We start from the raw sequence: 14,374 nt of genomic DNA on the forward strand, positions 1-14,374 counted from the left end.
AACAGGATACGGCCGGGAACCAATCAAAAGCGGCTTTTGCCTGAAGGCGTAGAGCGTCAATCCCCGAAACACACGCCCAGGTCACGCGCCGTGCGCACCAGCTGGCAGTCAGGGTCCACCAGCTTCAGGGTTTTCACGGCCTCCTCAATGGGAACGGCGGTCATTTTAGTCCCCCGCAGGGCCACCATGCAGCTGAACTTGCCCTTTTCCACCAGCTCCACAGCGTAACTGCCGAACCGGACGCCCAGAATGCGGTCATAGGCGCAGGGAGAGCCGCCGCGCTGGATGTGGCCCAGCACGCAGGAGCGGGTTTCAATTCCCGTAGCTTCCTCAAGTTTTTTGGAGATCACCTTGCCGATGCCTCCCAGGCGCACTTCCCCCTGGGTCTTTTCATCCAGCAAAACCAGTTCATCCGCCAGGCGGGCCCCTTCGGACACCACCACCAGGATTTCCCGCTGCCCGGCCGCCTTGCGCGCCTTGATGCACTCCACCACGTTTTCAATGGAGAACGGAATTTCCGGCAGCAGAATCACATCCGCGCTTCCGGCGATGCCGCCTTCCAGGGCAATCCATCCCGCGTGCCGCCCCATTACTTCCACCACCATCATGCGCTGGTGCGCGTTCGCCGTGGTTTCCAGACGGTCCAGGGACTCGGAAACGATGGAAACGGCACTGTAGAAGCCAAAGGTCACGTCAGTCGCGCCCAGGTCATTATCAATGGTCTTGGGCACTCCCACCACGGGAAGGCCTATTTCAGAAAGTAAAAGGGCCGTGGACTGGGAGCCGTCCCCGCCCACGACGATCAGGGCGTCCAGGCCCAGCCGCCGGATGGTGGCTTTTGTCTTTTCCAGCACCGCGGGTTCAATCGCCCCCTTCTGGTCCACACCCACCTTGATGGCAAAGTTCCCCTTGTTCACGGTTCCCAGAATAGTGCCTCCCCTGGCGCGCAATCCGCGGCAGCCGGCTGGAGTCAGCCATTCAAACCGTTCATCATCCTCCGTAGACAAAAGTCCCTCAAACCCATCGTAAAAACCTACAACGTTCCAGCCGCGGCGGGAAGCCGCGCCCACAACACCCTCAATGACTGCATTCAACCCGGGAGAGTCACCCCCGCTATTCAAAACACCGATGTTCATATTCGGTGTCCCTTATAGCAGAAAATTCCGGGGCCGTCTACTTCCTATCGCTTCTCTGCGCCAGATTTCATGGGAAGCTGGACGAACTCCTTGGGGTCCTTCATGTCCATGCCGGAAGCCTGCCAGTTTTCCCACACCCGCCAGCCGCTGGTCATCATCTGCTTGGCAAGGGGATAACGTTGCGCGGAGCCCAGCACCACAATGATCATGCGCTGGGGGTAAATCACCTCCGTGCCCGTCTGGGGGCTGCGGCGGGAAATGGCGTTGCGCGTGACGCTGAGCAGCAGGCACGGGCCGGCGGCGCGGGAGGTGCCCGCCTTGATGCCGTCCACGCCGGGAGAGCTCATGAGCTTGTTGTTGTTGGAGATGTCGTACATCGTCATGCCCTTGGTCTGGGACTGCACGCCTATGCGGCGGCTCGCCTGGGAGACGATGTAGCAGAAGGCCGGGTTCTGCATGCTGTACGCGCCCAGCAGGGCCATGTCCAGCGCGCAGGATTCAGTGACGGAGTTGCCCGCGTCCAGCCCGTGGGGAGCGGTGAAGCGCGTCTTGGACATCCTCAGGGAACGGGCCAGATTGTTCATTTCCGTCACGAAGGCGCCAATGGGGGAACCGCCGCCACGGCGGGAGACCAGGTCACGGCCCACAAAGGAGGCGACCGTCAGGGCGGACACGTTGTCCGAACCCAGCAGGGTGGAATACAGCGCGTCCCGGAGCGTCAGGCGGTCACCCGGCTGCAGGTCCATGGGATTGCCTGCGCGGAGTCCGAACGCCTCCTGGGGAACGGCGATGAAGGTATCCAGCGGCAGGCGCGTGCGGGCCACCCAGTCCAGCGCCACCATGGCGGTGGCTACCTGGGAAAGGCTGGCTACGGGCCTTTTGGCTTCCGCATTGAAGCTGAAAAGGAGCTTGCCGGAATTGGCCTCAATGGCAATGTAACTGGGCTTTTCCTGCGCCCGGGCGGAGAACTGGAATACACAGGCCAGGGTCAGGAGGAATAGAGATAGCTTTTTCATGGCGGGACCGGCGGGATAGTGCCCGTTCCCCCCGCGTTTGAAAAGTCTAAAATGCTTTCCATGCACCACTTATATGTCATGACACGGAAAAACGCATTGACCTTTCGTCTCCTATCCTATTTGTTGGAGGAAGCCGCCCCCTCCAACGGGAGCATTACGTACCTGCCCAGCGCCATGACCAGCATTCAATTCTTCTACAGCCGGGATTTCCCGGGGAACGTCCTGCTCTCCAATGCCCGGCAGGCGCTGGAGCATCTGGGCATGGATGTGGAAATACAGGAGACGGAAGCCGCTCCGGAACAAGCCGGCTGTACGCTGCCAGCCCTCGCTATCGACGGGGAAATCGCCGTTTCCGGCGTGGAGCCTTCCGTGCGCGAGCTTGAACTCCTCTTTGAAGACCGCGAGCGGATGCAGGAAGAATCCTGCGGCGCGTGCGGCACGGGGTGCGGCGGCATGAATTGTGGGGAGGGCTGCTCCGGGTGCGGTAAGAACGGGGAAAGCTCCGGCATGGCGGGCAGGATCATCGGCTTTGTGATCCTGCTCATCATCCTGTTTACGGCGGCAAAAATCCTCTCCTGACTCATTCCCCGTGCAGAAAAAGCGCCGCGCACGGCCACGCCCCTTCCCCCGCTTCCCATGGCGGCTTTTCAAGCGGCGGGCGCACTCTTTTTCCATGCACGCGGGCAGGCTTGATAATTTCTTGAATTCCCCCCTTCAGCAGGACACAGTAACGGCATGCGCTCCTTCTTCGGTTCCATTCTCCTGATCCTGGTGCTGGCCGCCCTTGGCGCCACCATTTATTACCACTGGTCCACCAACTCCCATCTGGAATTCGAACTCCGCAATCCTGACGAACCGGAAAAAACCACCCAGGTCATCAACATGGAAAAGCGCGCCGCCTCCCTGCAACCCGCCCCGGCCGCGGAAGAATCCATCCCCTTCGCGGAAGAGATTCCAGCGCCCGCACCCGGTCCGGAAGAAGCCGCGGAATCCTAACCCCTCCATGTTCCATCCCATGAAGCCGGTCATCGGATACACGCTGGGCGACCAGTCGGGCATAGGCCCGGAAGTCATTTCCGCCGCGCTTGCCTCCGGAGAACTCCCGGAGGAAGCGGAATACCGCCTCATCGGCAAGAGGGTGGAGGTTCCCCTCGGCAGGCCGAATGCGGAATCAGCCAAATACGCCTTTGAACATCTGGAGCAGGCGGCACGCGCCCTCCGGGAAGGGACCATTGACGCCGTGGTCACCGCCCCCGTCTGCAAGGAAACCCTGCATGAAGCAGGGTTCCGCTGGCCGGGGCAGACGGAATTCTTTGCGGAACGCCTGGAAACGGATAATTACGCCATGTGCCTGACCGGAAAACGGCTGACGGTGGGTCTGGCAACCATCCACACGTCCCTTCAAAGCGTGCCGTCCCTGCTGAATACCGCGGAACTGGTCCGCATCGGAACCCTGCTGAAGGATTTCTGCCTCCGCAAGGGCATTCACCGCCCGCGCATCGCCCTGGCGGCCCTGAACCCCCATGCGGGAGAACACGGAGCCTTCGGGGACGAGGACGAAGCCATCATCGCCCCGGCCGTGGAGCAACTGGCCATTTCATGCCCGGACGCCGTGTTTGACGGCCCTGCCGTCCCGGACTGCGTGTACCGTGACGCCGTGGAAGGCTGCTATGACGCCGTGCTGGCCCCCTACCATGACCAAGGGCTGATTCCCCTGAAGCTGGTGGACTTCCACACCGCCGTCAACGTCACTCTGGGCCTTCCGCGCCCCCGGCTGAGTCCGGACCACGGAACGGCTTTCAGCCTGGCGGGCACCGGAAAGGCCAACCCTTCCAGCACCATTCACGCCTTCCAGCTGGCCGTTCGGATGACACAAGGGCGTTAACGGGCCTCTTCCTTCCGGAGCTTTTCCTGCCACACCCGGGCGGCCCGTTCCGGAGCAGACACCCAGTATTGGAACGTTTCCTCCGCAAGCGGGCTCTCATCCTCCCACAGGAGCAGGGAAATGGTCAATATGTCTATGGCGGAACGCTCCAAGGCATCCCTGTCATGTTCCTGCTTCTGCAGCCAGCACCATTGTTCCGGCGTCAGTGGAGGAAGCCTGGAAAACCTCTCCGTCTCCTCCACCTTCCGGTCCGCATAACGGCGGATCAGTAAAAACAGCCTCTCACGGGAAATCCGGGAAACCGTACCCTCCAGAAGCCCAAGAACCTCGTCATTCCAGCATGCTTGCAGCGTTTCTTCCAGACTGCCGTTGACCAGCGGGTCGTGGTCTATCCCATAAGACAGGGAAGATTCAGGATTCATTTTCCAGGCCAGCAGTTTTTCATAGGAATCCCCATTGGGAGACGACGGCAGGGGAAGTTCCGCCTGAGCTATGAAATCATCCAGGGAGTCTATCGCCGTCTTGGACGCCCACATCAGCCTGCGCAACGCGGAAAATCCTTCTTCCGCCTCCTCATGGGTAATGACGCCGTCATCCTCCAGTTCCGATAAAGAAACGATCTCCTCCTTTTTTTCCTGTTTCCTGCTCTCCGCCATCTTCTTGAACAACCAGACCTCCGCATCAGCCATCCGGCACCATTCCCGCGTTGAAGGCTCACCGGACATGAACGCCTCCCTCCACGCCTTTTCCACCCGGGCCGCCTCCCGGCTCAATTCCTCCACCACTTTTTTACAGGAGGGTGAATCATTCACCTGGCTGCCGACCATCTCCACAGCTTTGGTAAACGTATCGTCTCCCACCACATCCACCATCCGGACGCCGGAACGGGCGCTGCCGCAGCAAAGGCACCCGGCCAGAAGCGCCATGCAGAACAATTTCATCATGAACGGATCATTGTCAACCATGCACGGAAAGTCAACCTCTTCCGCGGGTTCTCCCTCTTATCCCCTCCTCCGGCGGGAATAAAATGCAGGAAACGGGCCGTTCCCCAAAACAAGGTAAAAAATAGGCTTGCTTTCTGGCGGCAATCATTGCACCTTACTTGCCCGCAAGGTGCGCACCGTTCGCACGACACATTTCTAATTATCACAAGACCATGAGAAATTACGAAGCTCTTATCGTATTCAACATGAAGGGTACGGAAACCCCCGTTGAGGAGTTGATCAATACCGTAGCCGCTACGATGAAGGAAGAAGGCGCCGACATCACCAAGACCGAAAACGCCGGACGCCGTGAATTCGCCTATGAATCCAACCACCTTTCCGCCGGCCAGTACGTGACCTACACGTTCTCCGCGGAACCTTCCGCCATCAGGACCATCCGCGAACGCCTTCGCCTGAATCCCCAGATTCACCTTCAGTACTACAAGGTGATCGCCTAAATCCGGCACATGCGGACGAAGCATCCGCTCCTTGCTTTTTTATTAAAAGGACCGCCTCTTTACGGAGGCGGTCCTTTTCTTTTACGGGTAATTTACCCCTTCAAAGACGCACACTTGCGACTCTTTAATAGACATTGGCCGCTTTTGAGGCGATGTTCCGCAGCAACTGGCGGATGGGGGCAACAGGAGGCAGATTTTCCACGCCGTATTCCCTGGCAATTTTTTCCATGTGGGGAAAGCTGATCCACGTGCTGCCTTCCTTATCCTCCCAGACGGCAATGCGCAGGGGCAGTTCCGTGGCGATGCCCGGATTTCCGAGCATCAGGTTGGTGCCCACCTTGGGGGAGCCAAAGATGACCACCTTGGAGGGGGGCATTTCCAGCCCCGCTTCACGGGCGTTTTTCCCGTGGTCAATCCGGGCAAAGACGGGAATGGATTTTTCCGCCAGAATCTTTTCAATGCGTTCCATGGTTTCATCCACGCCAAACACGCTTTCATAAAGATACAGGGAATTGTCATCCAGCTGGCCGGAGCCGAGCTTGGGGTCCAGCGCCCCGGCAATGCGGCGCGCCAGGTTGGTGAGGTCCACGCCTTCCTTGTTTGCCGTCAGCGTCACGCACACCAGTTCAGAAGGGGCCGTGAATCGGCAGATGTAGGAGGAAAAGCCGGGAACGCCGCCCTTGATGTCCATCAGGCCCTTGTGGTGCGGGAACTGCCAGCCCGCCATGGCCGGGACGATTTTCCCATTGTCCAGGCGGATGGGCTTGTAAATCATGTCCCGGTGCTTTTCATCCTTCACCAGGATGGAGCCGGCAAGGCAAATGTCCCAAAAGCTGATTTCCTGCGGAGTGGACCAGATGTCTGAAAAACCGCGCAGGGAGGAGCGCGCAGGCGGAGGAACGGATTTCACGACACCGTCCTTGACGGCATATCCCGCCGCCGTTTCCGCCGGGTTCACATATCCCACACGGGATTTGAAGAGGGTATGCTCGTTGTCATGCTCACGCACGTTATCCTGCTGTACGGCACCCAGGTCCTTGCCGAACATGGTGTGCTGAAGGCCCAGGGGCTGGAACTGGTTTTCCCGGACAAATTCCTCATAAGGCATGCCCGCCACCGCATCAATGACCATGGACAGGAGAAGGAAGTTCGTGGCGCTCTGCCGCACGTCCGTTCCAGAGGGGAATTCCAGGTCATTCAGCCTGACCAGGGAAAGGAGTTCACCCGGATCATAATCCCTCCCCATATCAAACTGGGGGGATTTCCTGTAGTCCGGAATGCCGGAAGAGTGCTGCAGCAACTGGAGCACGGAGACGTTCTGCCAGGCTTCCGGCAGCCCCGCCACGTAACGGGAAACCTTGTCATGGATGTCCATTTTCCCTCTCTCCACCAGCTGGAAGGCGGCTATGGCGGCATATCCCTGGGAGATTTCCGCCGCTGGCCACAGGGTATTGGTGGAAGCCAGAAGGCCGGTTTCCGCATTGGACACGCCGTACCCGACTACGCGGGGAATGTAGGGAGCCTGGACAATCGCAAGCGTCATGCCGGGAATTTTTTCCTCCTGCATGAAATCATAAATCAACTGATCCATGGATTGGCCGAGGTATTCTACCCTGGAATCTCCCCGCCCTTCGGACGGAAGATGAATGGCTGCTGAATCTTGAGTGGACATTTTAGTGGGGGTTTTGTTTGCAAGTGCGGGGAGGCCGCCCAGCATGCACACGCATGCCAGCATTCCCCCTGTTAACCTGAACGAATTATTCATGGCGTCTGTTTTATAAGACCCTATTTCCTGAATATGGTTCATTAACTTGTCATCAGCATTCCCAAAATGCCGCAGAAAAATCCTCCCTGCCTGGCCCCCGGGAAGAGTTCCTCCAGGCCAGGTTCCCGCAATGGAAGGATTACAAGGATACGAAGTTTTCCAGCAGCTTTACTCCCAGCTTCTGGCTTTTTTCCGGATGAAACTGGGTGGCCACCAGATTGCCGCGCCTGATGGCGGCGGCAAAACGCACGCCGTACGTGCAGAAGGCGGCCGCCAGGGAGTCATCCTCCGGCCGGGGATAATAGGAGTGCACAAAGTAGAAGTATGGGTCTTCCCCCATGCCCTTCCAGACGGGATCCGCAGGATTGGAGAGGGTGAGACGGTTCCACCCCATGTGGGGCACCTTGAGTTCCGATTCCGGGAAACGGACAACGCTCCCCTTGAAGATGCCCAGGCCGGGCACCTGCCCGTCTTCCTCCCCGTTTTCAAAGAGGACCTGGTAACCCACGCAGATGCCCAGGAACGGCCTGTCCCGTTCTATCCAGGTCCGGATCAGGGGCACCAGCTCCTGGCGGCGCAGCTTTTCCGCGCAGTCTCCAAAGGCTCCTACGCCCGGCAGCACCAGATGGGTGACGCCTGCGGCGTCCTCCGGCGTGCGGACCAGATGCCCGTTCACGCCGGCGGCCTCAAAGGTGTTCAGAACGCTGCGGAGGTTGCCCGCGCCGTAATCAATCACGCCGAGTTTCATGGGCTTACAGCATTCCCTTGGTTGAAGGAAGGGTTCCGGCAGCCCTGGGGTCAATGGCGGCAGCCTGGCGCAGCGCGTGGGCAATACCCTTGAAGATGGATTCCGAAATATGGTGGCCGTCCCTGCCGTAAAGCACTTCCACGTGCAGGTTGCAGCGCAGGTTGTTGGCCAGGGCACGGCAGAATTCCTCGCAGAGGGTCAGCGGAAAGTTGGGTGCGTCCGGCAGGCCGCCCTCCGGAATGCGGAAGACCACGTACGGACGGTTGCTCAGGTCCATCACCACGCGCGTCAGGGTTTCATCCATGGGCAGGTAGGAGCAGCCGTAGCGGGCGATTCCCTTCTTGTCCCCCAACGCGTTTTTGATGCATTCCCCCAGAACAATTCCCACGTCCTCCACCGTGTGGTGGGCGTCCACCTCCAGGTCTCCCCTGGCTTGGAGAGTGAGGTCCGCCAGGGAATGGCGGGCCAGCAAATCCAGCATGTGGTCAAAAAACGCATGGCCCGTGGCGACAGCGGCACATCCCGTGCCGTCCAGGTTCAGTTCCATGCTGATGTCCGTTTCACCGGTGACCCGTTTGCAAGAAGCGTTCCTCATGCGACTCTTCTATACCGAAGCCGCTACGGAAGAAAGCAGGAAATACCCCATGGGGAAAGATTTGCCCCCTTTTCCTTCAAAAAACTGCGTGGCGCGGTAAAAAGACCATGCAGCCGGAACCCCGCCGCCAGAAAAAATCCCGGGAGCCTTTTATATCAACCAACGCGGGGTGAATGGACTGGTACAGCCTGACGGACAGAACGGATTCAGTCTTTACTTGTTCCATCCTGTCCGTGAAGATTATTTCTCCAGGATTCCCGGAGGGCCTTTTCTGCGGAAAAAGCCGGGTTATTTTTTCTTGGCCTTGGCAGCGGCGGCACGCTCCTCCTGGCGCTTCTTGTCCCGGTCTTCACGGGCTTTGCGCGCGGCTTCCGCGCGTTCCGCGCGTTCACGGGCACGTTGCTCCTGCAGGCCCACGCGCACCGTTTCCGTCAGTTCCTCATAGTATTCCCGGGGAACCTGCGCGGTGCGGACATCCGCCAGGGCCTCCATGGCCTCGTCAAATTTTTTCTCGTCACACAGGGTCCAGGCCTTTTCCAGAGCGGCGGAACCGGCTCCTTTTTCCGGTTCCTGGTTTTTCAGGCGTTCCGCATCCGTAGCGGCCACCAGCTTGACATCCCTCATGGCTTCCAGGGAACCCGCAGTAGGTTCATACCAGCGGTCCCCGCGTTCCTTGACCTTCTTGCGGTAGGCCCGGTACACTTCCGTGAGCTGGTTTTCGCGCTCGCGGATGGCGGTTTGCCTTTTTTGGAAAGCATCCATCAGGAGCTGGCGCTGTTCCTTCGTCAGCTTGGGGTCCCCGCGGCGCTTTTCCTCTTCTTTTCTCAAGATTTCACGTTCCTTTTCCAGAGACTTTTCCTTGGCGGCGATCATGACCTCCAGCTTGCGGTTGAGCTGGCTGGCGATTCTGGAAGCGTCCGGATAGGCGTCCGCCAGGGCGGCGGAGCCGGGGTAGCCGTCACGCATGCGGTCATACACGGCCATGGCCTGGTAGGGATTGCGGACGGCAAGCGCCTTGAAGCGCTTCAGCAGTTTGTTGGCCTCATGGTCGTACTTGGTGCGTACGGTGACTTCCGCCTCCTCCTTGGCTTCCTGCGCGGCCTGGGCGCCTTCCACCAGCTTCTTTTCCTCCAGCAGAACCACCACCCTGGCCCGGGCCTTCACGGCGGCGTCATGGGCAAGCCCCTGGGGGTTCTTCTTAATGACCTTGTCCAGATCAGCCACGGCGTTTTCCAGCTCCTTGGCATTCATGGCTTCCGGCTTGGCGTACGTCTTGGTGATCTTGGCGGACTCCAGTTCATCCGGAGTCGCCTTCCTGATGGATTCAATCAGTTCCCTCTTGATGGTCAGGGAATCCTTGATCCCTCCGGCTACGGGAACCAGGAGGCTCACGCTTTCCGGGGTTTCCACCTCCACGGAGCAATCCTTGTAAATGGTTCCATCCTTGAGTTTTACTTCATCCGCCGCAGCGAGCGGAACGAGTGCGGCCAGCGCCAACATGAGGGACTTGTTCATAAATCTAAGGCTTTTTCCAAATTGATCTGACGAGTACTTATCCTGCACTTTACCAGAAGACGCCATCTTGGCGACAAAAAAAAGCCCGGAGCCGTAAAAACGGTTCCGGGCCCTGAGAGATAAAATCAGGCCGTCAGGCTTACTTGGCAGCGGGAGCTTCTTCAGCAGCCGGAGCGGCTTCCTCCGTGGAAACGCGGGGGGCTTCCACGATGGCCACGATCACGTCGCCGGCCAGTTCCGTGTTCACGCCGGAGGGCAGCTTGAGATCGGCAATGCGGAGGGTTTCACCCAGCTTCAGGCCGGAGATGTCAGCCGTGATGGCTTCAGGCAGGTTTTTCACCTGGCAGATGATGGCCAGTTCATGAATGGTCTGGTCCAGCACGCCGCCCAGGGCCACGCCGGCAGCTTCACCTTCCAGAATGACGGGAACGATGGAGTGGATGACCGTGGTATCGGTAACGGCCTGGAAGTCCACATGCACGCAGGAGTTGGTGATGGGGTTGTGCTGCACTTCCTTGAGAAGAGCCTTCACGATCTTGCCGTCGATGTCCAGAGCCACCAGAATGTGTTCGGAAACGGCGGAAGCCAGCATGCGGGAGAATTCGCGGGCGTCAACCTGTACATTGACGTTGTCAAAACCGGGACCGTAAACCACGCCGGGGACCAGGCCCTGGCTGCGGAGTTGCTTCAGATTACCGGAGCCGCAGGCTCTCGTTTCGGCCTTGAGGGAATGGGATGTAGCCATGTCTTATAGAGGCAATATTGAGTGTTGATTGATAATGTTTCCTAATCGGGTTCAGGCAGAGGCCCCGCCGGGATTTCTGAACCCGCGTAAACCGATACTCAGGTCAGGGCGCAGGACTCTGCACTAAAATTGTCTAAATGTCAAACAATGATGATACGGATTCTCCGTCATGAATGCGCCGCACGGCATGGCCCAGCAGGTCTCCCACGCTGATGCAGTCCACCTTGGGGCCATGGGCCATGGGAACAGTGTCTGACGTGAGAACGCGTTCAATGCAGGAGCCGGCAATGCGCTCGCGAGCCATGTCTCCCAGCACGCCGTGGGAAACGCAGGCAAACACGCGCTGTGCGCCGCGTTCCTTCAGGATGTTGGCCGCGGCGCACAGGGTGCCGGCGGTTTCCGTCATGTCGTCAATGAGGACGGCGTCACGGCCTTCCACGTCACCGATGACGTTCATGGCTTCCACATGGGTGGCGTTGACACGGTGCTTGGCTACAATGGCCAGTTCCGCGCCCAGGGCGTCCGAATAGGCGCGGGCCATTTTCACGCCGCCTACGTCCGGAGAGACGACAACGAGCTTCTGGAGGTCCTTGACATAGTTCTCGCGCAGGTGGCGGATCAAGACGGGAGCGGCGTAAAGGTGGTCCACCGGAATATCAAAGAAACCCTGGATCTGGGCTGCGTGCAGGTCCATGGTGAGCACGCGGTCCACGCCGGCGGCGGTGAGGAGGTTGGCCACCAGCTTGGCGGTAATGGGAACGCGGGGCTGGTCCTTGCGGTCCTGCCGGGCGTACCCGAAGAAGGGCACCACCGCGGTGATGCGTCCGGCGCTGGCGCGGCGGGCGGCGTCCACCATCACGCACAATTCCATAATATTATGGTTGGTGGGGGGGCAGGTGGGCTGGATGAGAAAGACATCCTTGCCGCGGATGTTTTCATTTATCTTTACAAAACTTTCCCCATCGGGGAAAGTGTTCACCGTGACGTCCGTCAACTGAATGCCTACGCTTTGCGAAATGCGTTCCGCAAGTTCTCTGTGTGCTGTACCGCTGATAATCTTCATACCGGAAACTGAAAAGCGGACGCATTCTGAACACAGGTCCACATAATCGCAATACTTAATTCTCACAATTTGATTTTTCTCCATGATGGGTTCATCCGCTCCAGATGCAAAAGAGAGATTTCTAACCGTTCCCATGGCCGCCGTCCTGGCCGCCTGCGCCATTCTGCTGGCGTGGTCCTACCTGGCGTTTCCGGAATTCGGCTCCTCCGGGAATGCCAACAGCATCCAGTGGCTCATTTCCTCCTGGAACAAGCAGACGGATTATGAACACGGCTGGCTGGTGGTTCCCATCATCGCCTTCATGCTGTACCACGCCAGGAATAAGGTAGCGGAAGCTGCCAGGCGCATCGACTGGCGCGGACTGGTTCTTTTCATCCCGGCGTGCCTGCTGCTGGCCCTCTCCTACCGTGTGGGGCAGCCCCGCGTGGCCGCGGGCGCGCTGCCCCTGATCCTGCTGGGAGGCGCCTGGTATCTTGCCGGGCCGCAGGTAGCCAGGCTGCTCGCCTTCCCCCTGCTCTTTTTCTGGCTGTGCATTCCCCTGCCCTCCTTCCAGCAGGCCACGGTGGAGCTGCAAATCGTCGCCACGGAGCTGGGGCACCTGGGGGCGACCCTCTTCGGAGTGGATACGTACCTGCAAGGCACCAACATCCGCTCCACCGGAGGCCACTGGGACGCCTTTAATATTTCAGGGGGATGCAGCGGCATGCGCTCCCTGATGGCCCTGCTCATGCTGTCCGCCGCGTGGGCCTACCTGTCCGACCTGAAGTTCTGGAAGAAATGCGTGCTTTTCCTCAGCGCCATTCCCCTGGCCGTCATCGGCAACGGCGTCCGCATCACCAGCATTGTGGTGCTGGCGGAATACGGAGACCCCGGGTTTGCGGCTAAAACCTGGCACGACTGGTCCGGCCTGCTGTTTTTCTTCCCCATCTGCCTGGCAGGTCTGGCGGCCGTCCACTCCCTGCTGGCCGGGGAGCTGATCTGGAAGCCGTCCCGGCGCAAAAAGCTGGTTGTTAAAATGAACAAGTCCCACTAAGCGTTTCCGCCGCCATGAACATTAAAACGCTCAAGATTCTTATCCCCCCCTTTCTCCTGGCCGTCATGCTCGGCGGCATCTACCTGATGCCGCGCAAGGGGGAGGTGCAGGATTCATCCATCAGCATGAACCTTCCCACCGGCATGAGTCCGGACGGCTGGCACGGCATGCGCCGGCAGGAGTCTGAACAGGAGCGGGACATTCTGGCCCCGGACACGGAATTTTCCAAGGCGGACTACGTGCAGGAAATCCCCATCAGCCTGGACGCCCCGGAAACCGCGCCCGTGATGTGCCGGGTCTCCATCGTTAAATCCGGCCATGACCTGAACAACTCCATCCACCGTCCGGAACGCTGCCTCCCGGCCCAGGGCCATTTCAACCTGACGGGCACCACGGTGGAGGTGCCCGTGGAAGGCCACGGAACCATCAGGATGACCAAGCTGAAATCCCAGCAGAATATCACTCCGGACGAGCCGCAGCCCGTCATTCTGGACAGCATGCATTATTACGTCTTCATCGGCCACCGCCACATGACGGAAGACCACCTTGCCCGCACCCTGATGGATATGAAGGACAGGGTCCTGTACGGCGAGGACCAGCGCTGGTGCTACTTCCAGATATCCACCGCATACGGGGATAAGATCAAGGTGCCGGAGGAGGAAGCCCGGAAACAGACGGAACGCCTCATCAGCCAGCTTCTTTCCCAGCTGGTCAAGTGGAATGAACTGGGCATGTAGCGCATGCCCGGCCTGCGGCGGTCAGTCCGCAAGCTTTCCTTCCAGCCATGCGGAAGCCGCCTGAAAGAGGCTGGGCATTTCTTCCGCGGGGGCTTCATACAGCATGGGGGCGGGGCGCCGGTGGGAGTAAGGATGCCCGGACAGGTCCCTCCGGTATCCGGAAAAGGCAAGGTTCACGTCCGCTCCGGCGCAATGGCCCCAGCGCCCGCCAATCCTGGGCACCACGTCCATGAAGCCGCCGCCGTCCCGCAGATAGGCGTTTCCCCACCATTCCACACACGCCGGACGCATGCTTTTCTGCCGCCGCGCTACGGCGTCTATCGTCAGGAGGCAGAGGGGAGCGGCCTGCACGTCCTGCCTGCGGGCCACCTCCACCGCGCAGGAACCGCCGTAACTGTGCCCTACCAGCACCACGGGCAGCCCGGGATGCTCCCGGCGCAGCTTTTCCAGCTCCTCCGCAATGTTCCCGCACCTGTCCTGGAACACGCCCCAGCCTCCACCGTCCCAGTGGTAATAGGCCGTGGCATGGTCCACCCCCGGCAGAAAGCCGGAAAACCTCTGTTCCACACGGCTCAGGCACCCCGCCGCCACGTCCCCGAAACCGCCGATAAATACGGCCAGATAACCGGGGACGCTTCCGCGCGGAAGCAGGTTTAACGTCCTTTGAAAATACATGGCTGGCGCCATGATGGAGA

The 14,374-nt window shown here is 59.6% G+C and carries 16 protein-coding genes; 6 read left to right on the forward strand and 10 right to left on the reverse strand.

Annotated elements, in window-relative coordinates:
- Nucleotides 1-56: 56 nt before the first annotated feature.
- Together CXU21_RS04705 and CXU21_RS04710 are read right to left on the reverse strand one after the other, a co-directional pair.
- Complete coding sequence (locus tag CXU21_RS04705) at nt 57-1,136, reverse strand: 6-phosphofructokinase (protein WP_102714507.1); 1,080 nt, start codon at nt 1,134-1,136, stop codon at nt 57-59.
- Nucleotides 1,137-1,180: 44 nt separating this feature from the next.
- Entirely contained in the window at nt 1,181-2,152 is a 972-nt protein-coding gene (locus CXU21_RS04710; protein WP_102714509.1) for a D-alanyl-D-alanine carboxypeptidase family protein, read from the reverse strand.
- 78 nt (nt 2,153-2,230) lie between these two features.
- Here CXU21_RS04710 and CXU21_RS04715 point away from each other — a divergent pair, with 78 nt between their 5' ends.
- The 3 genes from CXU21_RS04715 to pdxA all read left to right on the forward strand — a co-directional run bounded on the left by CXU21_RS04715 (nt 2,231) and on the right by pdxA (nt 4,037).
- Nucleotides 2,231-2,731 (forward strand): hypothetical protein, encoded by a 501-nt coding sequence (locus CXU21_RS04715; RefSeq protein WP_180972647.1) that lies wholly within the window; start codon nt 2,231-2,233, stop codon nt 2,729-2,731.
- 156 nt (nt 2,732-2,887) lie between these two features.
- Nucleotides 2,888-3,148 (forward strand): hypothetical protein, encoded by a 261-nt coding sequence (locus tag CXU21_RS04720; protein ID WP_102725229.1) that lies wholly within the window; start codon nt 2,888-2,890, stop codon nt 3,146-3,148.
- Nucleotides 3,149-3,167: 19 nt separating this feature from the next.
- Entirely contained in the window at nt 3,168-4,037 is an 870-nt protein-coding gene (gene pdxA, locus CXU21_RS04725) for a 4-hydroxythreonine-4-phosphate dehydrogenase PdxA (protein ID WP_102725438.1), read from the forward strand.
- On the opposite strand, the gene CXU21_RS04730 is transcribed toward pdxA, so the two are convergent.
- Nucleotides 4,034-4,981 (reverse strand): hypothetical protein, encoded by a 948-nt coding sequence (locus CXU21_RS04730; RefSeq protein WP_180972648.1) that lies wholly within the window; start codon nt 4,979-4,981, stop codon nt 4,034-4,036. The genes pdxA and CXU21_RS04730 overlap by 4 nt on opposite strands.
- A 212-nt stretch (nt 4,982-5,193) precedes the next feature.
- Here CXU21_RS04730 and rpsF point away from each other — a divergent pair, with 212 nt between their 5' ends.
- The gene (gene rpsF, locus CXU21_RS04735) at nt 5,194-5,478 is read left to right on the forward strand and encodes a 30S ribosomal protein S6 (protein ID WP_102714517.1); all 285 of its coding nucleotides are present in this window, start codon (nt 5,194-5,196) and stop codon (nt 5,476-5,478) included.
- Between the two features lie 124 nt (nt 5,479-5,602).
- Here the strand turns inward: rpsF and CXU21_RS04740 are convergent, their stop codons facing one another.
- From CXU21_RS04740 to CXU21_RS04765, 6 genes are all read right to left on the reverse strand, one after another.
- On the reverse strand, nt 5,603-7,243 hold the full coding sequence (locus tag CXU21_RS04740; RefSeq protein ID WP_428992365.1) for a serine hydrolase: 1,641 nt from the start codon (nt 7,241-7,243) through the stop codon (nt 5,603-5,605).
- Between the two features lie 139 nt (nt 7,244-7,382).
- Nucleotides 7,383-7,991 carry an imidazole glycerol phosphate synthase subunit HisH gene (gene hisH, locus CXU21_RS04745; protein WP_102725231.1) on the reverse strand — a complete coding sequence of 203 codons (609 nt, stop codon included), beginning with the start codon at nt 7,989-7,991 and terminating at the stop codon, nt 7,383-7,385.
- A gap of 4 nt (nt 7,992-7,995) precedes the next feature.
- Nucleotides 7,996-8,586, reverse strand: coding sequence for an imidazoleglycerol-phosphate dehydratase HisB (gene hisB, locus CXU21_RS04750; RefSeq protein ID WP_102725232.1), 591 nt, complete (start codon nt 8,584-8,586; stop codon nt 7,996-7,998).
- Nucleotides 8,587-8,874: 288 nt separating this feature from the next.
- Nucleotides 8,875-10,101 (reverse strand): hypothetical protein, encoded by a 1,227-nt coding sequence (locus tag CXU21_RS04755; protein WP_102725233.1) that lies wholly within the window; start codon nt 10,099-10,101, stop codon nt 8,875-8,877.
- Between the two features lie 139 nt (nt 10,102-10,240).
- The gene (locus tag CXU21_RS04760) at nt 10,241-10,846 is read right to left on the reverse strand and encodes a 50S ribosomal protein L25 (protein WP_102714525.1); all 606 of its coding nucleotides are present in this window, start codon (nt 10,844-10,846) and stop codon (nt 10,241-10,243) included.
- Between the two features lie 133 nt (nt 10,847-10,979).
- On the reverse strand, nt 10,980-11,909 hold the full coding sequence (locus CXU21_RS04765) for a ribose-phosphate diphosphokinase (protein WP_102714780.1): 930 nt from the start codon (nt 11,907-11,909) through the stop codon (nt 10,980-10,982).
- An 82-nt stretch (nt 11,910-11,991) separates the two neighbouring features.
- Between CXU21_RS04765 and CXU21_RS04770 the strand changes: the two genes are divergently transcribed.
- Together CXU21_RS04770 and CXU21_RS04775 are read left to right on the forward strand one after the other, a co-directional pair.
- A complete protein-coding gene (locus CXU21_RS04770) occupies nt 11,992-12,942 on the forward strand; it encodes an exosortase/archaeosortase family protein (RefSeq protein ID WP_102725234.1) in 951 nt (316 codons plus the stop codon).
- A gap of 14 nt (nt 12,943-12,956) precedes the next feature.
- Complete coding sequence (locus CXU21_RS04775) at nt 12,957-13,679, forward strand: EpsI family protein (RefSeq protein WP_102725235.1); 723 nt, start codon at nt 12,957-12,959, stop codon at nt 13,677-13,679.
- Between the two features lie 21 nt (nt 13,680-13,700).
- Here the strand turns inward: CXU21_RS04775 and CXU21_RS12350 are convergent, their stop codons facing one another.
- Nucleotides 13,701-14,354 (reverse strand): alpha/beta hydrolase, encoded by a 654-nt coding sequence (locus CXU21_RS12350; protein WP_180972649.1) that lies wholly within the window; start codon nt 14,352-14,354, stop codon nt 13,701-13,703.
- Nucleotides 14,355-14,374: the final 20 nt, after the last annotated feature.

It is taken from the genome of Akkermansia muciniphila (genome assembly GCF_002884975.1).
GTDB lineage: Bacteria > Verrucomicrobiota > Verrucomicrobiia > Verrucomicrobiales > Akkermansiaceae > Akkermansia > Akkermansia muciniphila_C.